This is a genomic window from Polaribacter sp. Z022 (assembly GCF_023555495.1).
Classification (GTDB): Bacteria; Bacteroidota; Bacteroidia; order Flavobacteriales; family Flavobacteriaceae; genus Polaribacter.
This window is the reverse complement of sequence record NZ_JALCZO010000004.1, coordinates 152,393-176,153: the sequence shown is the minus strand read 5'-3', so window position 1 is coordinate 176,153 and position 23,761 is coordinate 152,393. Positions and strand designations below refer to the sequence as shown.

Genomic DNA, 23,761 nt, shown 5'->3' with positions numbered 1-23,761 from the left:
TGCGTTATAAAAAATAAGCTCTTGTTATAATTAACAAGAGCTTATTTTTAAGTGATATACATGTTTAATTATTTTTTATAAATATAAAATCTCCACCTTCATCACCAGTTCTACTAATTGGTGCATATTGAGGTTTGTTATCTCCAGAAGTATTATTAATTACAGGATCTTCTATCATGTTAAATAATTGACCAGCAGATAAATATGTTTTGGTATTTTCTCTTAATCTTTTTAACAAGTACTTCATAAATACACTTTTATTAGGTACTGTTGTTAATGTACCACTTGTAATTGCTCTTCTACTTGGTAAAGAATATTTAGTTTTTACAGCATTTGAAGCTTTGCTATAATTTCTGTTTGTAGATAAAATACTACCACTAAAACAAGCATCTGCAATTAATAAAGTATGTTTAGAGTTAATAGATTTTATGTAAGAAACAATACTTGTGTTTAAAATTACATTTCCTTCAAATTCCATTTCTGCATCAGCAGGCATCCAATAACCTTTTTCACTTGCTTCATCATAGTTACCATGACCAGCATAGAAAATTACTAAATTGTCATTTTTACCAACGTTTTTTCTTAGTGTGTATAACTGTTTTATAATTTGATTTTCTGTAGGATTTTTTAAAACAGTAACATTTTGTTGGCTAAAATTGTATTTAGAAATTAATAAACTAGCTAAAGCATCTGCATCTTTAGTTGGTTCTCCATTTAAATCTACAATACTTTCGTCTTTGTACTCACTAACACCAATAATTAAAGCATGGTATTTACCAAAACCAATATCTAGTTTGTCTATTTTATTATCTGTAATTATAGTATTGTCTATAATTGGAGAGTTTCTTTTAATAACAAATGTTTTAGTAGAAGAAGCTTGTTTTAAATCTGTAGCTTTTACTATTAAATCGTTTTTACCATATTTTAAAGGTACGTTTGCAATAAAAGTACCATCTTCTGCAACGTTTGCTTCTATACCATTTACTGTTATTTCGTATATACCATCAGAATCTGTTGCTTTTCCTTTAACTTGAATTCTTTTAGTTTTTACAATTTTAAAACCTCTTTTAGCTTCTACATTAGGAGAAGTAATTACAACAACAGGTGGATTGTTAAAGTTAGAAGATTGGTATTTAATATCTAAATAATCTACAGCTATTTTTTTATCATAATAAATACTATATCCAAATTTACTTCCAAAGAAACCTTCAAAAGGAGTTTCATTTACATATTGATCATTGATGTAAAAACGTAATAAATTACCAGATTTTACAATTTTAACTTTGTTAGATTCTCCTATGCCAGTTTTAATAGCAGAAGATTCTGTAAAAGGAATAATTTTTTTGTAAACATCGTTGTCAAACTTTCTGTAGATATAACTTCCATTACCAGAGAATAAGAATGAATATTCGTTTGAAGAATTTTTTCTTCCAAAAGTAATACCATAAAGTCCGTCTGTAGATTTTGTAACTCTACTTAAAGCAGTTTCAATAATAAAATCTTTTTCTGTATTTATAGTTACATCTCTACTAATAAAAATTCCTCCTTCTTTTTTCTTGTGTAGTAATAGTTTGCTATTTGCAATAGCTACAGAATAATCATCAGAATCTTCTAAATTCCAACCATTTTTATTGCCATCAAAATTATCATAAACAGGAAGTGTTAATTTTTTATTGGTTACAATATTTGTGTTGTTATTACTTTTTACTTTATAAATTTTTAAATAATCTATAGCTATTTCTTGATCTGAATAAACTACATAACCAATTTTATCTCCGTAAAAAGGTTCAAAATCTGTTTTAGTTATGTATCTATTATTTATGTAGTATTTGTAATATTCTCCATCTCTTCTAACTTTTAAAATGTTAGAAGCTCCATTGTTTTGATTAATATTAGAAGATTTTGTCCATTTTACAATTATTTCTTCTTTATTATTTACGGTTCTAGAAATTTTATAATACCCTGTACTTGCTATAAAAAATCTAAAACTATTATTATCATCTAGTCCCCAAGTTAAACCATAAGAGTTGTTGGTTACACCACTAATTTTGTCAATTTTAGTTTCTATTTCAAAATCTTTAGAGCTATCAAATTTCTTAGAAATGTAAGTAGACCAACCCTTTTCTTTTCTTTTATGTTGTATATGATATTTTCCGTTCTTAAATCTAAAATGGATTTTTTCATCATTTTGAGTTGCCCATTCATTGGTATTACCAACATTAAAATCATCACTAAAAACTAAATCTCCCTTAAACTTAGTGTTATTATTAAAAATGTTATTGTTGTTTGGACCATTGTCTAAATAAGAAATATAAATATGATCTACAGCAATTTTTTGAGGGTCAAAAATTGAGAATCCATAACGTTTACCATACACTTTCATATATGAACCTGTGTAAACTAAAGAGTTATTTATGTAATAATAAAACTTGCTACCTCTTTTTTCCATTTTTAAAAGGTTGGTAGAGTAGTTTTCTTTTTTAATTGCAGAAGATTTAGTCCACTCAACAAGTGTATTTAACTTTCCATTTTCATATTTATCTATAGAATAACTACCAAGTGCATTTATTAAAAATTGATGTTGATTGTCTCCATCTTGTCTTCCGAAAACAATACCAAAACCATTGTTTTTTATACCAGATATTTTTTGAATAGAGGCTTCTACTTTAAAATCTCTTGTGGCATCAAAATCAAAACCTTTAGTGGTTGTCCAACCTTTATTTCCTGTATATTGAAAGTAATATTTACTATTTTTAATTTCTAACTTAGTTAAATCTTCATCTGCAATTGCCCAACCATTTTTGTTAGAATAAAAACTATCATAAAGTATGGTTTTAGTGGTTTTGTCTTTATTGTTGCTGTTGTTATTATTGTTGTTAGATTTACTATCTGTATAGGCCATACTTAAATAGCCAATAGATATTTTTTGTTTTCCATAAACAATAAATCCTGTTCTGTCTCCATAAAATTCATAAGAATAGGATGTATACACTAGATTACTGTTAATGTAATATTTTAATTTACTGCCATCTTTTTCTACTTTTAAATAGTTTACAGCTCCATCTCCAGTTTTAATATGGCTAGATTCTGTCCAATCTTTTGTAAAAGACTGTGTGCCATCTTTTATATGTTTAATAACATAAGAACCATTACCAGATATAAAAAACATGTTTTGATTATTAGAGTCTTCTCTTCCAAAAATTAACCCAAAACCGTTGTTTTGTATACCTGCTAATTTTTTAATTTGTGCGCTAATTTTAAAATTTCTTGAAGTATTTATTTTATTTACTAAAGTAGAAGACCAACCACCACTGGCTCTTTTATGATCAAAAATATAATCTCCATTTCTGATTTCTAAAGAAACGTCACCATCTTCTTTTGTTGGCCAATTGTTGTTGTTGTTATTAAAGCCTTCAAAAAGAATTGTTTTATTTGATGTAAATGTGTTGTTATTTGTATTATTATTTATTTGCTTAACTTTTATAAAATCTATAGAAACTTTTTGGTTTCTATATAAATTTAAAGCCATTTGTTTACCCACAAATCTTTTAAATGAAGTACTATAAACATTAGAGTTGTTTATATAAAAAGTAACTGTACTTCCTCTTTTAGAAACTGTTAATTGGTTAACGCTATAATTTCCTTTTTTTATTTTATCAGATTTTGTCCACTCTTTAATGTTGGTGTAAGTACTGCTTTCGTTTTTTGCTACTCTAAAATAACCATTTGCAGTGTAAGCAAACTCTTTATAGTTGTTAGAATCTTTATAATCATATAAAAATGAGATTCCGTAATTATCTACACCAGAAATTTTTTGAATAGAAATATCCATATCAAAATCTTTTGAGGTGTCAAGATTAAAAGTAGATGTAGAAACTTTCCAAGATTCTTTTGATCTTTTGTGTTCAAAATAATATCTACCATTAAAAACACTTAATGATCTGTTATCATTACTACCAGTTGGCCACGTACCTTTATTATCGAAGTTTTCTTGATAAACGTATTGGTCACTATTTTGGCTAAAGAGGCTAGTGGTAATAAATAAAAATAAAAAAAGTATACTTTTTAGCGTTTTCATAATTTTGTTATTGGTGATTCATTTCTATAAAAATAGGGACAACTTTAGCAGAAGAACTTTTAGAAGTTGCATTAAATGATACTTTGTTTTGGCTAAAAGAAACATCTGTTCCTTTAAACATTTTAGTACTTAATGCTTTTTTTACTCTAGAGACAAAATCTCCAGAACCGTATTTAGCTTTACTAACAATATCATTTATATTTAATTTTTCTTTACTATATAATACACAAAGAATATCTCTACCAGGTTTGTTATCAAACTCTATAAAATAATCTTCACTTGGTAATGCAATTTCACTATTTGTGTAATTAAAATAGTCACTAAAATTTTCAAAAGGGTATAATTTATTTACAGATTTGTCTCCAGATCCATACCCAATTAAATAAACATAACCTCTTTGTTTGCTTTTTAAGTAAATTCTAAACTGTGTACCAGAAGTGTAGGTATTATTAACTTTATAAGTAGTTTTAGTTGCTTTTACGATATTAAAATTTCTTGTTGCACCATCTGCTAAAACAATAGGCATATTTTTACCATTACTTAATTTTAAAGTTAGTTCTCCACCTAATTTACTAACTGTAGTAGTGTTGTTGTAATTATTATTATTATTATTATTATTATTATTATTATTATTATTATTATTATTATTATTATTATTATTATTATTATTATTTGAATCGTTGTTATTACTGCTTTTATCTACTAAAACATAAGCTGTTTTTACTTGTTTTTTAAAGTCTTCATACCTAATCCAGAAAAAACCATTTTTACCAAAACGTGTTCCCCAAGAGTTCATAACCTCAAAAGAACCACCAGCTTTATAATTATCATAACCAACAACAACCATTGCATGACCAGATTTACCTGTACTAGGTATCCACACATTGTTCATATCTGTTTTTAAACTAGAAAAACGGAATAAACCAATAACAACAGGGTTTTTTTGAGAGATTGCTTTTTTAACTTTGCTCACTAAATTATATGGGTTGTTCCATTTTGCAAGTCTTTCAAAATTTAAAATTTTATGATCTTTTGCTCTACTGTTTACATAATTAGAAGGTGTTTTTAAACAAGTTCTATAATCGTATGGAAAATCTGTTAATTTAGCAGCACCATTACTATTCATAACCTTCATAGCATTTTCTATATAAGCACCTTCGCATTTTGCATTATATCTTATTTGATTGTATACATAAGCAGGAGAAAATGTATTCTGATTTATTTTAGATGTATTGTATTTCCAACCATTTTTTATTGCATTTGCAATGGTTCTTGCTCCATATGCACTTGCCCAACCAACACAAGAACCTTGTCTACCTTGGTTTCCAGGAGTAGGAGCATACCCTTTTAAACTATAAGAAGATGGCATTGAAGTAAAACTTCTTGTAATTATAGGAACAGATTGTGGAATTTCATTATATAAGTTTTCATCAAATTTTAAACCTGTACCAAATTCTTCTTGAGAAAATAATAAACAAGAAAAAAATAAACAAACTAAGAATGTAGATAAATTTTTCATTTTAAGTGTTTTAGAGTTACAAAGCAAAAATCTGTCTAAATATAGAAAAAAAAAATACGTCATTTGACGTATTTTTTATTCAAACATTTAAAAAGTTATATTTTTTCTAAAATTATATCTCCTTTTTCAGATAAAATTATTTGTTTGTAAAACTCTTTTAAAGCAAAATAGTCTTCACTAGAAAAGATACTTTTACTGATATGAATTCTACTAGAAATATTAATAATGTTATTTCTTTGTACAATGTTAAGTGTAAATTTACCTCCTTTATTTGGTAATGATATTGCTTTCTTTTTAGGTAAACTTACAATTTTATAATTGTCTGGTATTTCTAGGTTTAAGTAATAGTTTTTATATCTAGAATATGCAAAATCAACAGGATAATTTCTTTCTTTTAATTTAAACGGATTATTAGAAACTCTATCAAAAATAAAAGGATTTATTCTTATTTTATTTCCTAGTTCCTCATTCATTTCAATTCTAATCTTAAATAGTTCATTTAATGTTTTATCTAAATTTGTAAGATTTTTTACATTATAATCTTCAACTTCTACATCTATATTTTTTGCTTCAAAATCTTCTAGATAATCATCTTCACTTCTTGAAGATATTTTTTTACGTTGGTTACTAGCAAAATATCCACTTTTATTAATTATTAAATTTCCTTCAAAAACCCCTTCTTGAGTTAAATTTAATTTAGCAACCACATTAACTAAAGATTTATATTTAGGTTTTAGAAGCACCCAAGTACTTTTTTCTTTAAAGTTTATTTCTCTTGCTTCTCCATTTAAAGTTCTTACAGGTAATTCACCAAAAGGTAAAAACTTATCAGTTGCATCTAAAAAGTATTCTTTGTCATCAATAACAGTTTTAACAATTACATAATTATAATCGTATATAACAGGGAAAATTTTTGTTGGAATTCCGTTGTTTCTTGTAGATAAAACTACAAGATTAGCATCTAAATTAGCAGCTTTTAAACTATTATATAAAGACAGGTTTATTTCTCCAATATCTCCTGTTTTTTCTTGAAAAGCTTGTTTGATTTTGGCATCTTCATTGGTCCAAAATTTTCCATTCCAAGAATAATGATTTTGTATGAAACTAAATATTTTTTTAGCTTTTTCAAGTTTATTTTCTGTTAATAAAATTGCTTCTGGAATCGATTTTTTAAAGAAACTCTTTTTTGATGTTTGATTGTTGAAAAAACTTTCTTTTAAACTTTTGTCTGCTTGTTTCCAGGTTGTTGTATAATTTTTTACTTCACCTCTATAACTAGTTCTCGATTTTAAATCAAAAGAAATACGAGACATATAATTTTTCTTACTTAGCATATAATCTTCCTCTTTAAAGGCAGGTATATTATACATTCCATAAGAGTATACTGCACAAGCTCCATTTCCTATTCCAGGTACATAGACACATTTTTTATCTACTGAGGGCTCGTTTTTATCTAATTTTAAGTACCCTATTTTTTTTACATTGTACTGATAGTTTCCTAAGATAGAAACATCTAATTCACTTTTTATTTTGGGTATATCAGATTGAAAAACCCAATCGTCTATACTTAAATAAGGAGATGTAATACTATATTTATATTCTATAACACTTCCTTTTTTTATATTAGGTAACGTAAATTTTTTACTTTTCCAGTTTTTATTTTCGGTAATAGAAAATATATCTTTTTCTAAAACTGTTGAAATATCCATTGTACCTAAGTCTGTTAAATTATAGGTTTTTGCACTTATATCTTTAACTCTTTGGTCTTTATATATACCTATTACAATATTTGCTAAATCAAAAGAAGCTTTGTCTAATATTTTAATTCTATAATAATAATCTGTTCTTGGTATTTCGTTATTGGCTTTATCTGGATAACGATTTGCATGTTCATATAAAACTACTGCAGTTGCAGTAGAATCTTTATCATAAACTGTCATTTTTAATTCATCTAAAGTGGTTAATCCCATTTTAGTTGATTTCTTTTTTTGAGCAATAATAAAACTAGTTGAAAGTAGGAGTAGGAGGGCAATCTTTTTCATTAATAAAGTAACTTTTTTTAAAAGCTAATTTACTTATAAATATAGGTTTACTGAAATTAAATAAGAATTTTTTATACTTATAAACGTATAATTTTTTGAACCTTATTTTTATTGATATAGTTCTTGATGATATTTTTAGATTGTATTTTATTTTCTACAGGAGTTAATACAGTTTTTAAAATATCTAATTTTTTTTCTTGAAAATTTAAGTTGGTATATCCATAACCAAAAACTTCATTTTGTTCAACTAAAATTACAGCATGTTCTTCTACTTCTCTCCCTTTTTCTATAATTATAAAATCTTCATTATTAAAGTCTTGTGTAGTGGTTTTAGCTTTCTTTTTAAAGTTGAATTTTGGTGATAATACATCTAACTCTACAGCATATTTTAATCTCGTAAAAAGCTCATTACCAGTTTCATCATAAGAAATAGATTCTGCTCTTTCTTGAATTTTAATAGCCCTTTTTGTAACCTTTAAAAAAAGTTTATTTACTTCAGATTTTATATTATTTCCTCTTCCTAAAAAGATAACTTTTCCATTTGTATCATGAACATAATAAACACCTTGTACTGTAGGAATATCATCTAACAAAGTTCTTAATTTTTGTTTATGATTTCTTTTGTCAAAGTATTTTATAGAACTTTGAATTATAGTTTTATTGGTATCTTTTTCTAGTAATAATTTAAAGAGTTGTACTGTTGCTAAAGCATCTCCAGAAGCTCTATGTCTATCTGACATAGGAATTCCTAAAGATTTTGTAAGTTTTCCTAAGCTGTAAGATGGTTGGTCTAAGATTAATTTTTGACTTAACTCTACTGTACATAAAGTATTTCTGTGGTATTGATAACCTAATCTGTCAAATTCGGTACTTAGTATTCTGTAATCAAAAGCAGTATTATGTGCTACTAATATACAATCTTTGGTAATTTCTATAATTCGTTTTGCAACTTCATAAAATTTAGGAGCATTTTTAAGCATTTTATTGTTAATACCAGTAAGTCTTACAACAAATTCTTGTATTGGTTTTTCAGGATTTACCAAGCTTATAAATTGATCTACAGTAGAATGACCGTCAAATTTGTAGATAGCAATTTCTGTAATTCCTTCTTCATTAAATTTACCTCCTGTTGTTTCTATATCTAAAATTGCGTACAAATTCTTTTTCTTTAACCTAAATTTAAGGATTATAATTTCTATGACCAAATATTGAGCTACCAACTCTTACCATTGTGCTACCATTTTTTATTGCTAGCTTAAAATCTCCACTCATTCCCATAGATAATACTTTAAGTGAAGTGTTTTTAACTTTTAATTCTGTAAATAATTTTTTTAATGATAAAAACTCTTCTTGTAATTGTTGTTGGTTGTCTGTAAATGTAGCCATTCCCATAAAACCAACAATTTTAACGTTTTCAAATGTATTTATTATATCACTATTTAAAGTATTGATAATTTCATCATGTGAAAATCCAAATTTTGTATCTTCTTTGGCAATTTTTACTTGTAAAAGACAATCAATAACTCTATTGTGTTTTTTTGCCTGTTTATTTATTTCTTTTAAAGTTGATAATTTATCAACTCCATGAATTAAATCTACAAAATGAGCCATGTATTTTACCTTATTACTTTGTAAATGACCAATCATATGCCATTTAATATCTTTTGGTAAGGCATCATATTTTTCAACCATTTCCTGAATTTTATTCTCACCAAAAATTCGTTGACCAGCATTATATGCTTCTTGTATGTCTACAATAGGTTTGGTTTTAGAAACAGCAACTAATGTTACTTCTTCAGGAAGTTGTTGATTTATATATATTAAATTTTGGGCAATGTTACTCATTAACGTAAAAGTTCTAGAATTTGTTTTGCCAATTCTAATCCAATTCTGTCTTGAGCTTCTAAAGTAGCTGCACCAATATGAGGTGTTAAAGACAATTCTGGATTCATTAATAATTGAATTTCTGGTGAAGGTTCGCTTTCAAAAACGTCTAAACCTGCATACTGTACTTTTCCACTTTCAATTCCATTTATTAAATCTACTTCATTTAATAAACCACCTCTTGCAGTATTTATAATACCAACACCATCTTTCATTTTTTCTATTTCTGAAGATGTAATAATATATTCTTCTAATGCAGGAGTGTGTAAAGAAATAAAATCTGATTCTTTTAATATTTCATCAATTTCTATTGTATGAATTGTAAAAGTAGATTTTTGTCCGTTAAAAAACTCTAATGTTATAGGAGCACTTTCTACTTCTTCATCAGTAGCTAAAACTTTCATACCTAAACCAATAGCAATTTTTGCAACTTCTTGACCAATTTTGCCAAAGCCAATAATACCTATGGTTTTACCTCTTAATTCAATTCCTTGAGCATATGCTTTTTTTAATTCTTTAAAGTGAGAATCTCCTTCTAAAGGCATTTCTCTGTTAGAAGAATGTAAAAACCTTACCATTCCAAATAAATGTGCAAAAACTAATTCTGCAACAGAACTAGAAGATGCATCTGGAGTATTAATTACATGCAAACCATTATCTTCTGCATATTCTACATCAATATTGTCTAAACCAACTCCTCCACGTCCAATTAACTTTAAACTAGGGCAAGCTTCTATTAATTCTTGTCTAACTTGTGTTGCACTTCTAACTAAAATTGCATCAACATTATTTTCATTGATATAATTTTCTAATTGATTTTGAGCTACTTTTACAGTTAATACTTCAAAACCACCTTTTTCTAAAGCTTCTTTACCGCTTTCAGAAATTCCATCATTTGCTAATATCTTCATCTAAATTATTTCGAAAATTTACTATTTTTAAGATTGAGTTCTTTCTAATTCTTGCATTACATCTACTAATGCTTGTACGCTATAAAGTGGTAAAGCATTGTACATACTTGCTCTATAACCACCAACACTTCTATGACCATTTAAACCACTAATACCTGCATCTGCCCACATTTTATTAAAAGTTTCTGTGAGTCTTTCATCAGTTAAAACAAAAGTTGCATTCATTTTACTTCTGTCTTCTTTGGCTACAATTCCTTTAAATAAAGGATTTCTGTCAATTTCAGCATATAAAAGTGCTGCTTTTTTATTATTTACTTCTTCAATAAATTTAACACCACCTAAATCTTTTAACCATTGTAAAGTTAACATAGAAACATACACAGCAAAAACAGAAGGTGTATTAAACATGCTGTCTTTATCTAAATGAATTTGGTAGTTTAACATAGAAGGAATGTGTCTTTCTACTTTTCCTAAAATATCTTCTTTAATAATAACCAAAGTTGTTCCTGCAGGTCCCATGTTTTTTTGAGCACCAGCATAGATTAAGTCGAACTTTTCAAAGTCTAGTTGACGAGAAAAAATATCTGAACTCATATCACAAATTAGAGGAACATTAGTTTCTGGAAATTCATTAATTTGAGTACCTGCAACAGTATTATTACTTGTACAGTGAAAATAATCTACATCTTCTGGAACTGAATATCCTTTAGGAATATAGTTATAACCTTTGTCTTTAGAAGATGCAACTTCTACCATTTCTCCAAAAGCTTTTGCTTCTTTAACAGCTTTATCAGACCAAGTACCTGTATTTAAATAAGCTGCTTTTTTATTTAATAAATTGTAAGCAACCATTAAAAACTCCATACTTGCACCACCTTGTAAAAACAAAGCTTTGTATCCTTTACCTTCTAAACCTAATAATTCTAAAGCTAAAGAACGTGCTTTTTCCATTACTGCAACAAAAGGTTTACTTCTGTGAGAAATTTCTATTAATGATAAATTATCATCATTAAAATTTAAGATTGCTTCAGATGCTTTTTTAAGTACTTCCTCTGGTAAAATACAAGGACCAGCACTAAAATTATGTTTTTTCATTTTATTGAATTTCAAATTTTTTTGAGATTGTCATTTCAACTTTATGGAGAAATCTGATAGATTTTTCTACTCCTTTACATTTCGTTCAAAATGACAACTTTATTAATTTATATTTTAGATAAAAACTCTAAAGTGTTTACACCATCTGCAAAGTCGTTTAACTTTGGATGTTGAGTTTGCCCAAAAGCAACTTCATTTTCTATAAAGTCTTTGGCAACAATACACTGAATTTTTTCTCTATCTTGATGTAATTTTATTTTTAAATCTATTTCGTTATCATAATATTCATAAAAAACGGAGGCAATAGGAGAGGAGTAGCTTTCATCTTCTTTTATCATTAAAAAACCGTTTTCTAATAAATCAAATTCGCTCATTAAATACACTGCTTTATTATAATCGTAATTATTAGCATATTTAGCATTATTAATAATGTCTTTTTTAGCATACATTCCTGTAAAAAAAGTATCAAAATTATAATCTTTAGGAACATATAATTTAGAAACACTTCTACAACCTAAACCAAAATATTGAAAAACATCATCAGATAATTTTACAAAATCCTCTTCTGTTTCTTTACCAGTAATTACTGCTACAGAATTTCTGCTTTTTCTTATAATATTTGGTTTGTCTTTAAAATAATACTCAAAATAACGTGCTGTATTATCACTTCCTGTAGCAATTACTGCGTCGAAATTAGACAACTTTTCTTCTGTAAAAGTGATTTTTCCTTTAAAATCTTCCTCAACATACTCTAAATATTTAGCTAAAAAGGGTAAAATGTGCTTATCGTTAGAAGATTGTTTTACTAAAACTGAATGACCAGAGATTAAAACAGATAAAAAGTCGTGAAAACCAACTAAAGGAACGTTACCTGCTAAAATTATAGCAACTTTTTTACCACTAATAGTATCTGAATTTATGTTTTTTGTAAATTCAGTTAAATTGCTTTCAGTTAGAGATTTACTCCAACTTTGTAAAGAAAATAAGATATTATCTTTGGTAAACCATGAGTTATTTTCTTGTGCAATTTTAATTTGATGTAAAAAACCATCAAAAAATAAATCATTATGCTCAATATTATCTATTTTATTTATATTATCGATAGAAAACTGGCTTAAAAAGTGTCCTAATTTTGCGAATGCAGTAATTCTGTTTTGAATACTAATCATTTATTTTGGTTGTAAATAATTTTGGCTTTATTTTTGCAACTGCAAAGGTACAAAAACAGAACAGAAAACTATGGCAATAATAATAACAGATGAATGTATAAATTGTGGGGCTTGTGAACCAGAATGTCCTAACACTGCAATTTACGAAGGAGCAGACGATTGGAAGTATGCAGATGGTACAGATTTAAGTGGTGATGTAGTATTACCAAGTGGAAAATCTGTTAATGCAGATGAAGATCAAGAACCAGTTTCTGACGAACTTTATTACATTGTACCAGATAAGTGTACAGAGTGTAAAGGTTTTCATGAAGAGCCACAATGTGCAGCAGTATGTCCTGTAGATTGTTGTGTTCCTGATGATGACGTTGTAGAAACAGAAGAAGAATTGTTAGCAAAACAAAGTTTTATGCATAACGAATAATAAGAATATCTTAATATAGATTCTATTTAGAAGAAACCTCGAATTTATTCGAGGTTTTTTTATGAATAAAAGGCTATATTTGCACTCGCAAAATTTATTTACATGAAAGCCGGAATTGTAGGATTACCAAACGTAGGAAAATCAACTTTATTTAACTGTTTATCAAATGCAAAAGCACAAAGTGCAAACTTTCCTTTTTGTACAATTGAACCAAATTTAGGTGTAGTTAATGTACCTGATACTCGTTTAGAGAAATTAGAAGAATTGGTTAATCCAGAAAAAGTTTTACCTGCAACAGTAGAGATTGTAGATATTGCTGGATTGGTAAAAGGAGCAAGTAAAGGAGAAGGTTTAGGAAATCAGTTTTTAGCAAATATTAGAGAAACAGATGCTATTTTACATGTTTTACGTTGTTTTGATAATGATAATATAATTCATGTTGATAATTCTATTGATCCTGTTAGAGATAAAGAAACAATTGATATTGAATTACAATTAAAAGATTTAGAAACGGTTCAAAAACGTTTAGAAAGAGTTAAAAGAACTGCAAAAACAGGAAATAAAGAAGCACAAGCAGAATTAGCTGTTTTATTAAAAGTTGAAGAAACTTTATTGCAAGGAACTTCTGTTAGAGCTTTAGATTTTTCTGAAAAAGAAATTGAATTTGTACAATCTTTACAATTTATTACCTCTAAACCAGTGTTATATGTTTGTAATGTTGATGAAAATTCTGCAGTTTCTGGAAACGAATATGTAGAAAAAGTAAGAGAAGCTGTAAAAGAAGAAGATGCAGAAGTTATAGTTTTAGCAGTTGGTACAGAAGCAGATATTACTGAATTAGAAGATTATGAAGAGCGTCAAATGTTTTTAGAAGACATTGGTTTAGAAGAAGCTGGTGTTTCTAGATTGGTACGTTCTGCGTATAAATTATTAAACTTACAAACGTATTTTACAGCAGGAGTAAAAGAAGTTAGAGCTTGGACCATTCCTATTGGTTCTACAGCACCACAAGCTGCAGGAGTAATTCATACAGATTTTGAAAAAGGTTTTATTAGAGCAGAAACAATTTCTTATGAAGATTATGTAACTTTTGGAAGTGAAGCAAAAGTTAAAGAAGCTGGTAAAATGAGAGTAGAAGGTAAGGAGTATGTTGTAAAAGATGGAGATGTAATGCACTTTAGATTTAACGTGTAATTATTTAAAAAATAAATTAAAAAAAATCCCAATAAGAAATTATTGGGATTTTTTTATTAATTCTTTTAACCAATCATTTGGAATTATATCTATAGTTAAGTTTATGCGTTCTTCATTTACGTTGTTTAATACTTCATGAGGTTTTGTTAAATCTAAATACCAACATTCACCAGGTTTCATATTAACAGGAGTTTTATTTAAATTAAAAACCATTTTATCATTATTTAAAATAGGTATTGTTAGTCTAATTACCGATTTTTCTACCTCTAAACCTAAAGTAGGATCTGTATGTTCTTTAACTTCAGAATTTGGTGCAAGTCTTAATAATCTAACCAAAGTAACTGATGTGTGTTTCTGAAATTTTTCAATGATACTTTTTAAATATGGAGATTTTTCTAAAGAATTAGTATTTAGCCATTTAGTCCAAGAACCATCTGCATAATCTTTAGCTGGAGGTGGAAAAGGCAAAGAAGTATCTACTAAATGAGCAGGCGCTCTTAATTGTATTACTTTATAATATTCAAATTGTTCTGTAGCTAAAGCTTTTGTTTCCGTAAGCATTTTAGTAACATTAAATTTAAATGGTAATTGAACTCTATCTTTTATGTCTATTTGATATGTTTTTGTTTCGAACATACTTCTTTTATTTAAGAGGTTAAAATATTGTCTGTTCGAATGTATAAAATTGATAGAAGTCTGAAATGAGTAGAAATACGTGATTTTTAATCAAACCTTACTTTGATAATTTCATCATTTTTAATTCCATAAACTTTAGTCATTAAATAAATCAAATCTAGATATATTTCGTTAAAATCTGAAATTTGATCTGCCTTGTAATATTTTGAATAGTTAGGAGATATATTTCCCTCTTTGTCTTTTTCATTTGGTTTTACAAAGTTTAATTTTAAAATATTGTCAATTTTTACAGTATTTAGTTTTGCTTTTTCATTTAAAAATTCATTACTCACACATTCACAGAAGATTTCTTTACTTTTTTTAAATCCCATAAATTGTATGTAATAATTATTAAAATCTATAACCAAATAATTTAAATCAGGATTATTAATTAATATTCTTAATAATTCTGTTTTTAATGATTCTTTTTCTGTTTCCCAGTTAAATTGATTATTAATCTCTTTAATGGGATTTTTCTTTTTCAAAAAAAATAATACTCCAATAAAAAATAATACTCCTATTCCTATAAAAACCTTAATCATAATATCAATTTTTAAACTTTCAAGTTATAATGTATGCAAAATTTGTGTGCTTAATTCAATTTGTTGTCCTAATTCCCTTTTATTCTTAACCACAACTCAGATAACAATTTTTTAGCATCTTGTTTATCTTTTGGTTCTTCAATAAAATGAGGAATTCCTTTAGAATCTATTTCAATTTTATATTTGAATACAAAGTTTTGTGCATTGGGTTTTATACTTAAAGTACCAAAGCGTAAATCATTAAAATAAAGTGTGTTTTTTATTTTATTTATGGTGTACCATCCTTTAGAAATGGCAATCATTCTTTGTGTTTTTTTGTGATTTATTAAATTTCCTAACAAATGATGATTTTTAGGATACCTAGAAAATTGAATCGGATTTTTATCAAAAAATGAAGAATGACCAATTAAAAAAGCATCTTTGGTTTCTACATTAGCAGTCCAAAGAATGGTGTTTAAAGGACTTGGTTTTGTCTTTATATTGAGATATTCAACGTTTTGAGAATTTAATTCTTTTGTAAAAGTTTGATATGAAATACCCTTTAAAATTAAGGTGATAACTAGATAAGAACTACTTATAATTAATCCTAGATTATTGTATAATTGCCTTTTTTTGGTTGTTCTTTTTTGAAACATTGCTAATATCAAAAAAACAAGAAAAGGCAATGTGTATAAAGGATCTATAACAAATGCACTTTTAAAAGCCAAACGAATATCTAATGGCCAAAATAATTGTGTTCCCCAAGTTGTATGTGCATCTAAAATAGGATGTGTAATAAATGCCCAAAAGAAAAGCCAAGACCAATCTTTAAAGTTTTTATGCTTTTCATATTTGGTTACAATAAATGCTAAAATAGGAGCAAAGAGTACAGAAAATAAAATAGAATGTGTAAATCCTCTATGAACTTCTAAAGCTGAAACTGTATCTGTAAAATGAGTTGCTAAAACGTCTAAATCTGGAATTGTACCTGCAATTGCACCATATAACATGGCTTTATTGCCAATTTTTTTTCCTAAAATGGCTTCTCCAACAGCTGCACCTAAAACTATTTGCGTTAATGAATCCAAATTTGAGTTTTTTAATAGCTTTTTCTAAATTTCTTTTCTACAGAAAAATTAATCAAGTTCATAAAGTTTTCATGAACTCCTAAAGTAATATCTAGTTGTAATTGATTGATAAATTTAAGGATTAAATCTGACTGAAATTGTAAATCTGGAATAGAAACATATTTTTCGAACAAACCTCCTATACTTTTGTAATATAACTGCTCAAAAGCATTTAAGTTTTCTGGTTTGTTTGTAACGTACTCGTAAGAATTAATGTTAAAAGACTCTAATACATCACCCACATAATTTTTGTGTAAAATCTGTTTAGGATTTACAATATTTAGTTCTTTAATACTTGGAGTTAAAAATGCGTGCAATATTGCTTTTGAAACAAAATCTACAGGAACAATGTTTAAACCACTTTCTTTATCAACCCAAATTCTAAAACTTTCTTTTGCTTTTTTTGCATATTTAGCTAAAAATATGGCCCAAGAATAAAAAACATCAAACTTTGGAGTTTCATAAAAAGGCATGTCAATTAAACGCCCACAAATAATACTTGGTCTTAAAATTTGAGATTTAATTCCTAATTTTTCACAGGTTTCTTTTACAAATTTTTCGCTTTCGTATTTAGACTGTTCATAAGGATTTCTAAAATCTGTAACAGTATAGTCTTCTATACTGTCATTTACTTTATTGTCTTGAATTCCAAATGAATATGCAGTACTTATATAAAGAAAACGATTGACATTTTTTGGTAATTCGTTTAATAATTGTTGGGTAACTAAATAATTTTGAGTGTGTACTTTTTCTTTAGAATCGTTTGTGTTTAATAAGTTAGTAGATCCTGCACAATGTATTACTGTATCAAATTGATATTTACTTAAAGTTTCTTTTGAAATAGAAGCCAAATCACTAGAAATAACAGTGATTTTTTCTAAACATGCTTCTAAAGTAAATTGATTTAAAAATTCTGGACGAGATTCATCTTTTAAAATTGCAATTAAACGTTCTTGAGCCGTTTTTTCGCTATCTCTAATGATTACAAAAAGATGATTTACTGATTTTTCAACAATAGCTTTGTGCAGCCATTCAAAAATAATATGACTTCCAACAATTCCTGTTCCTCCAGTTAATAAACAATTCATTCTTTAAATTTTAGTAAAATTTCAACAGGCGAAATTAGTTCTTTAAAACAAAGAAACCTCACAAAGCGTGAGGTTTTAACAGTTTTATATAAAATTGTATAATTATCCTTTGTAAAAAGGTAGTTTAACTATTGTAGCAGGAATCGCTTTTTTACGAACCTGAATATGAATTTGAGTACCAGATTTAGATAAAACTCTTGGTACATAACCCAAACCAATTCCTTTTTGTAAACAAGGGCTCATAGTTCCTGATGTAACGTTTCCAATTACTTTTCCATTACCATCAACAATATCATAACCTTGTCTTGGTATTCCTCTTTCATCAAATTCAAAAGCAACCAAACGTCTTTCTGGTTTTTGTTCTTTTTCTTTAGCTAAAGCATCAGCATTTACAAAATCTTTTGTAAATTTAGTTATCCAACTTAAACCAGCTTCTATAGGAGATGTTGTGTCGTCAATATCATTTCCATACAAACAATAACCCATTTCTAAACGCAAAGTATCTCTAGCTGCTAAACCAATAGGTTTGATGCCAAAATCTGCTCCAGCCTCAAAAACTTTGTTCCAAATTTGTTTAACTTCTGAGTTTTTACAGTAGATTTCAAATCCGCCAGAACCAGTATAACCAGTTGCAGATATAATTACATTTTCAATTCCTGCAAAGTCACTAATTTTAAATTTATAAAAAGGAATTTCTGTCAAATCTAAAGAAGACAAAGATTGCATTGCTTCAACTGCTTTTGGTCCTTGAATTGCCAACAAAGAATAATCTTCAGACAAGTCTCTTAGTTCTGCACCAAAATCAGCATTATATTTAGAAATCCAATTCCAATCTTTTTCAATATTAGAAGCGTTTACAACAAGTAAATATGTGTTTTCTTTAATTCTGTAACAAATTAAATCGTCTACAATTCCGTTTTCTTCATTTGGGAAACAACTGTATTGAGCATCACCAATTTCTAATTTAGAAGCATCATTAGAAGTTACTTTTTGAATCAATGCCAAAGCATTTTCTCCAGATACTAAAAACTCACCCATATGACTTACGTCAAAAACACCAACACCATTTCTAACTGTTAAATGTTCTGCTGTAACACCTTCATATTGTACAGGCATATTGTAACCAGCAAAAGGAACCATTTTAGCTCCTAAAGCAACGTGAATATCATTTAATGCAATATTTTTCATACGCTTCTCAATCGATTTAGTTGTTTGATAAAAAATTTCTCAAATGTATAGAAAATTGTAGAATTAGAAACCTAAAAAAGAACTTTAGTACCTACTATTTTTTGTGTTTTAATAAAATACAGCAATTTCAAATACATTTTTTTACGATTCGTCACAAAATTTTTAAAATATAATAGAATCGTTGTTTCTTTAAATATTGATGAATTGAAATTCTAAATACTATGAAACTTAAAAACCTGTTCCTATTTGTTTTTTTTATTTTGATGAGTTCAGTTATTTCTGCTCAAACTTCTGTTATTAATGATGCTAATTTTGAACTTTATTTAGAAACTCACGATGCAAATGGAAATTATGTAGGACCTAATAGCCCTAATAATATGGGAAACAATATTGTTGGAGATAATTTAGTTCTGACTTCAAGAATAAATGCGGTTACTAAATTAGAAATTAATGGTAAATCTGGTGTTTATAAAATTGATGATTTTACTGGTATTGATAAGTTTGCCTCTTTGCAAACTTTTATTGTATCTAATCATTCTTTTTCATCAATAAATTTAAGTGGTAATACTCAATTAATTATTTTAGAAATTATAAATAGTCATATAACAACATTAGATATCACGAATAATGTTTTGCTAACCCGTTTAAATATGTCTGGGCATATATTATCTACAATAGATCTAACAAAAAATGTATTATTAACTGATTTAAACCTATCAGTATTACCTGATCGTTTAAATACAAACTTTAAATCTATAGATCTTTCAAAGAATATAAAATTAACTAATTTAAATTTGCATAATGCTTTTATAAATTATTTAGATGTAAGTCAGAATACATTATTAACGGATTTAAATTTAGGTATGACTCTTGGGATAGAATCTGATGCTATAAATTCTAATTCTAATTTTCAATCTCAACCAGATCATTTAGATCTTAGCAATAATGTACTTTTAGAAAATCTAATAATACGTTCTAGACTCTATTTTTCTATAAATCTTTCAAAGAATATTGCTTTAAAAAACCTTGAAGCAACATTTCTCTATTATGTATATTATTTAGATCTCTCAAACAATGTAAATCTTGAAGAAGCTGTATTAAAGGATAATTATTATAGAGGGGTAAATTTAAAAAATGGCACTAATTCTAAGATTGTAAAATTAGATTTAGGTAATAGTATTGGTAATACTCTTTCTTGTTTAGAAGTTGATGATGTTTCTTATAGTACTACCAATTGGGTAGGAGTAAACTATACAATTCCTAATGATATAACTTTTTCTACAGATTGTAACACTACAGTAATTGAAAGTTATTATCCACATTTTGAAAACTATTTAGAAACTCATAACGCTGCTGGTGATGTGGTAAACTTAGGAGATCCTACTAGTATGGGAAATGGAATAGCCAATGACAAAAAAGTGTTTACCTCAAGAATTAGTGGCGTTACCTCTTTAGATGTAAGTGATATTAATATTATAAACCTTGGTGGAATACAAGATTTTACAAGTTTAATCACTTTAGATGTTTCTAGTACAAGTATAAATTATATAGATCTTTCTAAAAACACAGAGTTATCAACACTGACATGTAGTGGTAATACTAATTTAAAAGAATTAAATCTATCTAAAAACACAAAACTTACTTGGGTAAATATTACTGGCAATAGTAGTTTAACTAAATTAGATATTTCAAATAGTACAGCTTTACTTAGTCTTGATGTTAATGGAAATAAACTTAGTACTCTTGATATTTCTAACAATACAGAGTTGTTTCAACTTTATGTTTCTAATAATGAATTATTAAATCTTAATATACATAATAATAGAAAGCTTGTTATTTTACATTCAGAATCAAATCAATTAACAAGTTTTGATATCTCCAACAATCCAAAAATTACTGACTTAAGATTAGGTTCAAACCAACTTACCTATTTAAATCTAAAAAATCAGAATAGGAGTAAATTTGCATATATGAAGGCAGACCAAAATCCTTTATTAACCTGCATAGAAGTAGATAATTTAGGTTTTTGGAATTCTGTAAATACTCCTGCTGTTATAGATGCAGGAGCCAGTTTTAGTAACTTCTGTTCATCAACAAACACTTATGTGCCTGATGAAAATTTTGAAAACTACTTAGAAACTCATAATGCTGCAGGAGCTGTTGTTGCTATTGGCGATGGAACTAGTATGGGTAATGGAATTGCAAATGATAATTTTGTAACTACATCTAAAGTAAACTCAGTAACTAATTTAGATGTTTCTGGTTTGTCTATTACATCTTTAACAGGTATCAAAAGTTTTACAGCATTACAAACATTAAATGCTTCTAACAATTTGTTGACTGTGATAGATTTAAAAAACAACCTTAGTTTATCAAATCTTAATTTAAGTGCTAATCAATTACAAATTATTGATTTAAATAAAAATATTAATCTTACTTCATTACAACTTCAAAATAATTCTTTTAAATCACTTCATTTTATTATAAATAAAGCCTTAACATTATTAAATGTTTCTAATAATAAGTTAATAACACTAAATGTAAAAAACGAAAATAATGCTACTATAACTTCATTTAATGCACTAAATAATCCTAATTTGTTATGTGTTTTGGTAGATAATACAGCTTATAGTGATTTAAATTGGACACAAAAAGATGATGCAAGTTCGTATAATTCTGAATCTTGTGATGCTACTTTAACCTATGTTCCCGATATAGAATTTGAGAATTATTTAGAATCCAATGGTTTAGGAAACAATATTGCTAATGATCATTATGTTGAGACTTCTAAATTAACACCTATCATAAATTTAAGTATTAATGGCATTAACATTCAAGATCTTACAGGAATTGAAAAGTTTCCTAATTTAAAAATATTAATTGTTAATGGGAATCAACTAAATTCCTTAGATATTTCAAAAAATACAGCTTTAACTCATCTAATTGCAAGTGACAATCAACTAACTTCTTTAGATGTTTCACAAAACACAGAACTATTATTCTTAGCATTACAAAATAATAAACTTTCTTCTTTAGATGTTTCAAATAATTCAGCATTAACGACTTTGCATGTACATAACAACCAATTAACATCTTTAGATGTTAGAAATGGAAATAATGTATCGCTATCTAGTTTTAATGCAACTACTAATACAAATTTATTATGTATAGAAGTAGATGATGTAAGTTATAGTACTACAAATTGGACAAATATTGATGGAGCAAGTAGTTTTAGTACAAATTGTGCTAAAAGTTGGAGTGGAGCTGTAGATGCTAATTGGCAAAATGCTTCTAATTGGATTTCTGGTTCTATACCAACATCTAACAGTAATGTAACAATTTTAAATCAAGGAAATCCCCCAATTATTTCCTCAGTAGTTACCATTAACGATTTGAATATAAATGCTGGAGCAACAACAACAATTGCTGTAGGTAAATCATTAACCGTTAATGGTAATTTTATAAACAATGGTAATTTAATAGTCAATTCTACTGCAACAAATAGCGGGACATTAATAGTAAAAGGTACTTCTACAGGGAATGTTACTTATAAAAGAGGAGGTTTATTGGCTAATAAATGGAGTGTTATTTCTGCACCAGTTGCAAATCAAAAAGTAAAAGATTTTGCTACAAATGTTTCTAATGATATTCGTAAAAATAATGATGCTGTAAAAAAATATGCCATTGCAAGGTATAATGATGAAAATGTTAGTGGTAAATGGGAGTACTTTAATGAAAATGTGGCAGATAACATTGTATTTATTTCTGGTGAAGGTTACTCAATTTCTAGAGGTTCAAATGGTGAAGTTTCTTTTACTGGTTCCTTATTGGTTGATGATGTTGTAAAAACAGTACTACCAAACAAATGGAACTTAATAGGGAATCCGTTTACTGCATTTTTACCAATGAATAAGAATAGTAATTCAAATTTTATAAATGAGAATTTTACAAAACTAAATGATGCTAATAAAGGCATTTATTTATGGGATAATTCTCAAAATAAATATGCAGTTTCCACTTTAATAGATGAAACTCAAAGAGCTTTAGCACCTGGGCAAGGTTTTTTTATAAGACCAAAAGAAGGCGTAAATAATATAACTTTTAAAGAAAACCAAAGAATAATTCAAACTTCATCTAATAATGAATTTAATAAATCAAATTCTGGTTCACCAAGTATTGAGTTACTTTTAAGTGATAAAATTTACACTGTAAAAACAGCAATTAAATTTTTTGATAATGCAACAAGAGGTTTTGATCCTGGATATGATATAGGTAACTTTAATTCGAGTTTTGATGTGTTTACAAAGTTAGTTTCTGGAGATAATAAAGAGTACTTTACAATACAATCTTTAAAAACGAATGATTTTAATGATTTAGAAATTCCAATTGGAGTGAATGCAAAAGCGAATACAGAATTAAGTTTTGCTTTAAACCTTATAAATATTCCTAATTCAGTAACATTAACTTTAGAAGATAGAGTTAATAATGAATTTTTTACTTTTAATTCTGAAACATCAAAATTTACAAGGACTATAAGTAGTGATTTAAACGGTTTTGGACAATTTTATTTACACATTACTGAAGCAAAATCTTTAGGAATTGCTACAGATGAAAAGAATGGAGTTCAAATCTATTTAAGAAATAACAATATCTTAGCAGTTAAAGGATTAAGTCTAAATAAAAACGATTTGCATATATATGATTTACATGGAAAAAGAGTATTTAATTCTAAGTTATTAAAACAAAATAATTCAGAAATTCAGATTCCTCAATTAAGTAAAGGAGTATATTTAGTGAAAATTAAAAATAAGTTAGGAATGACTGATAAAAAAATAGTTATAAAATAAAG

Annotated in this window: 16 protein-coding genes; 3 read left to right on the top strand and 13 right to left on the bottom strand. The window is 27.1% G+C overall.

Features of this window, described 5'->3' with window-relative positions:
- Positions 1-64: 64 nt before the first annotated feature.
- The 8 genes from MPF13_RS10505 to MPF13_RS10470 form a co-directional block, all read right to left on the bottom strand.
- On the bottom strand, positions 65-4,078 hold the full coding sequence (locus MPF13_RS10505) for a caspase family protein (protein ID WP_249982475.1): 4,014 nt from the start codon (positions 4,076-4,078) through the stop codon (positions 65-67).
- 7 nt (positions 4,079-4,085) lie between these two features.
- The gene (locus MPF13_RS10500) at positions 4,086-5,597 is read right to left on the bottom strand and encodes a C1 family peptidase (protein WP_249982474.1); all 1,512 of its coding nucleotides are present in this window, start codon (positions 5,595-5,597) and stop codon (positions 4,086-4,088) included.
- 95 nt (positions 5,598-5,692) lie between these two features.
- Complete coding sequence (locus MPF13_RS10495) at positions 5,693-7,639, bottom strand: DUF3858 domain-containing protein (RefSeq protein ID WP_249982473.1); 1,947 nt, start codon at positions 7,637-7,639, stop codon at positions 5,693-5,695.
- A 77-nt stretch (positions 7,640-7,716) separates the two neighbouring features.
- Positions 7,717-8,826 (bottom strand): 3'-5' exonuclease, encoded by a 1,110-nt coding sequence (locus MPF13_RS10490; protein WP_349666029.1) that lies wholly within the window; start codon positions 8,824-8,826, stop codon positions 7,717-7,719.
- Complete coding sequence (locus MPF13_RS10485; RefSeq protein ID WP_249982471.1) at positions 8,819-9,484, bottom strand: YggS family pyridoxal phosphate-dependent enzyme; 666 nt, start codon at positions 9,482-9,484, stop codon at positions 8,819-8,821. Before MPF13_RS10485 ends, MPF13_RS10490 begins: the two co-directional genes overlap by 8 nt.
- Positions 9,484-10,434: a D-2-hydroxyacid dehydrogenase gene (locus tag MPF13_RS10480; RefSeq protein WP_249982470.1), complete on the bottom strand. Its 951-nt coding sequence runs from the start codon at positions 10,432-10,434 to the stop codon at positions 9,484-9,486. The genes MPF13_RS10485 and MPF13_RS10480 overlap by 1 nt, the downstream gene beginning before the upstream one ends.
- A 27-nt stretch (positions 10,435-10,461) precedes the next feature.
- Positions 10,462-11,529 carry a 3-phosphoserine/phosphohydroxythreonine transaminase gene (serC, locus tag MPF13_RS10475; protein WP_249982469.1) on the bottom strand — a complete coding sequence of 356 codons (1,068 nt, stop codon included), beginning with the start codon at positions 11,527-11,529 and terminating at the stop codon, positions 10,462-10,464.
- A 107-nt stretch (positions 11,530-11,636) separates the two neighbouring features.
- On the bottom strand, positions 11,637-12,698 hold the full coding sequence (locus tag MPF13_RS10470; protein ID WP_249982468.1) for an acyl-CoA reductase: 1,062 nt from the start codon (positions 12,696-12,698) through the stop codon (positions 11,637-11,639).
- Positions 12,699-12,768: 70 nt separating this feature from the next.
- On the opposite strand from MPF13_RS10470, the gene MPF13_RS10465 reads away from it, so the two are divergent.
- Together MPF13_RS10465 and ychF are read left to right on the top strand one after the other, a co-directional pair.
- Positions 12,769-13,119 (top strand): 4Fe-4S dicluster domain-containing protein, encoded by a 351-nt coding sequence (locus MPF13_RS10465; protein WP_249982467.1) that lies wholly within the window; start codon positions 12,769-12,771, stop codon positions 13,117-13,119.
- 102 nt (positions 13,120-13,221) lie between these two features.
- Positions 13,222-14,313: a redox-regulated ATPase YchF gene (gene ychF / locus MPF13_RS10460; protein ID WP_249982466.1), complete on the top strand. Its 1,092-nt coding sequence runs from the start codon at positions 13,222-13,224 to the stop codon at positions 14,311-14,313.
- A 39-nt stretch (positions 14,314-14,352) separates the two neighbouring features.
- On the opposite strand, the gene MPF13_RS10455 is transcribed toward ychF, so the two are convergent.
- The 5 genes from MPF13_RS10455 to gcvT all read right to left on the bottom strand — a co-directional run bounded on the left by MPF13_RS10455 (position 14,353) and on the right by gcvT (position 18,912).
- Complete coding sequence (locus tag MPF13_RS10455; protein ID WP_249982465.1) at positions 14,353-14,949, bottom strand: aspartyl/asparaginyl beta-hydroxylase domain-containing protein; 597 nt, start codon at positions 14,947-14,949, stop codon at positions 14,353-14,355.
- A gap of 86 nt (positions 14,950-15,035) precedes the next feature.
- On the bottom strand, positions 15,036-15,530 hold the full coding sequence (locus tag MPF13_RS10450; protein WP_249982464.1) for a hypothetical protein: 495 nt from the start codon (positions 15,528-15,530) through the stop codon (positions 15,036-15,038).
- 68 nt (positions 15,531-15,598) lie between these two features.
- Positions 15,599-16,597, bottom strand: a complete 999-nt coding sequence (locus MPF13_RS10445; RefSeq protein WP_249982463.1) for a metal-dependent hydrolase — start codon at positions 16,595-16,597, stop codon at positions 15,599-15,601.
- An 11-nt stretch (positions 16,598-16,608) separates the two neighbouring features.
- Positions 16,609-17,724: an SDR family oxidoreductase gene (locus MPF13_RS10440; protein ID WP_249982462.1), complete on the bottom strand. Its 1,116-nt coding sequence runs from the start codon at positions 17,722-17,724 to the stop codon at positions 16,609-16,611.
- Positions 17,725-17,826: 102 nt separating this feature from the next.
- Positions 17,827-18,912 carry a glycine cleavage system aminomethyltransferase GcvT gene (gcvT, locus tag MPF13_RS10435; protein WP_249982461.1) on the bottom strand — a complete coding sequence of 362 codons (1,086 nt, stop codon included), beginning with the start codon at positions 18,910-18,912 and terminating at the stop codon, positions 17,827-17,829.
- A gap of 263 nt (positions 18,913-19,175) precedes the next feature.
- Between gcvT and MPF13_RS10430 the strand changes: the two genes are divergently transcribed.
- Positions 19,176-23,759 (top strand): DUF8693 domain-containing protein, encoded by a 4,584-nt coding sequence (locus MPF13_RS10430; protein WP_249982460.1) that lies wholly within the window; start codon positions 19,176-19,178, stop codon positions 23,757-23,759.
- The last annotated feature ends 2 nt before the right edge of the window (positions 23,760-23,761 follow it).

What these genes read in the sequence shown, in the direction of transcription:
- MPF13_RS10505 (WP_249982475.1), bottom strand. Translation starts at nt 4,078, where the DNA reads ATGAAAACGCTAAAAAGTATACTTTTTTTATTTTTATTTATTACCACT.
- MPF13_RS10500 (WP_249982474.1), bottom strand. Translation starts at nt 5,597, where the DNA reads ATGAAAAATTTATCTACATTCTTAGTTTGTTTATTTTTTTCTTGTTTA.
- MPF13_RS10495 (WP_249982473.1), bottom strand. Translation starts at nt 7,639, where the DNA reads ATGAAAAAGATTGCCCTCCTACTCCTACTTTCAACTAGTTTTATTATT.
- MPF13_RS10485 (WP_249982471.1), bottom strand. Translation starts at nt 9,484, where the DNA reads ATGAGTAACATTGCCCAAAATTTAATATATATAAATCAACAACTTCCT.
- MPF13_RS10480 (WP_249982470.1), bottom strand. Translation starts at nt 10,434, where the DNA reads ATGAAGATATTAGCAAATGATGGAATTTCTGAAAGCGGTAAAGAAGCT.
- serC (WP_249982469.1), bottom strand. Translation starts at nt 11,529, where the DNA reads ATGAAAAAACATAATTTTAGTGCTGGTCCTTGTATTTTACCAGAGGAA.
- MPF13_RS10470 (WP_249982468.1), bottom strand. Translation starts at nt 12,698, where the DNA reads ATGATTAGTATTCAAAACAGAATTACTGCATTCGCAAAATTAGGACAC.
- MPF13_RS10465 (WP_249982467.1), top strand. Translation starts at nt 12,769, where the DNA reads ATGGCAATAATAATAACAGATGAATGTATAAATTGTGGGGCTTGTGAA.
- ychF (WP_249982466.1), top strand. Translation starts at nt 13,222, where the DNA reads ATGAAAGCCGGAATTGTAGGATTACCAAACGTAGGAAAATCAACTTTA.
- MPF13_RS10455 (WP_249982465.1), bottom strand. Translation starts at nt 14,949, where the DNA reads ATGTTCGAAACAAAAACATATCAAATAGACATAAAAGATAGAGTTCAA.
- MPF13_RS10450 (WP_249982464.1), bottom strand. Translation starts at nt 15,530, where the DNA reads ATGATTAAGGTTTTTATAGGAATAGGAGTATTATTTTTTATTGGAGTA.
- MPF13_RS10440 (WP_249982462.1), bottom strand. Translation starts at nt 17,724, where the DNA reads ATGAATTGTTTATTAACTGGAGGAACAGGAATTGTTGGAAGTCATATT.
- gcvT (WP_249982461.1), bottom strand. Translation starts at nt 18,912, where the DNA reads ATGAAAAATATTGCATTAAATGATATTCACGTTGCTTTAGGAGCTAAA.
- MPF13_RS10430 (WP_249982460.1), top strand. Translation starts at nt 19,176, where the DNA reads ATGAGTTCAGTTATTTCTGCTCAAACTTCTGTTATTAATGATGCTAAT.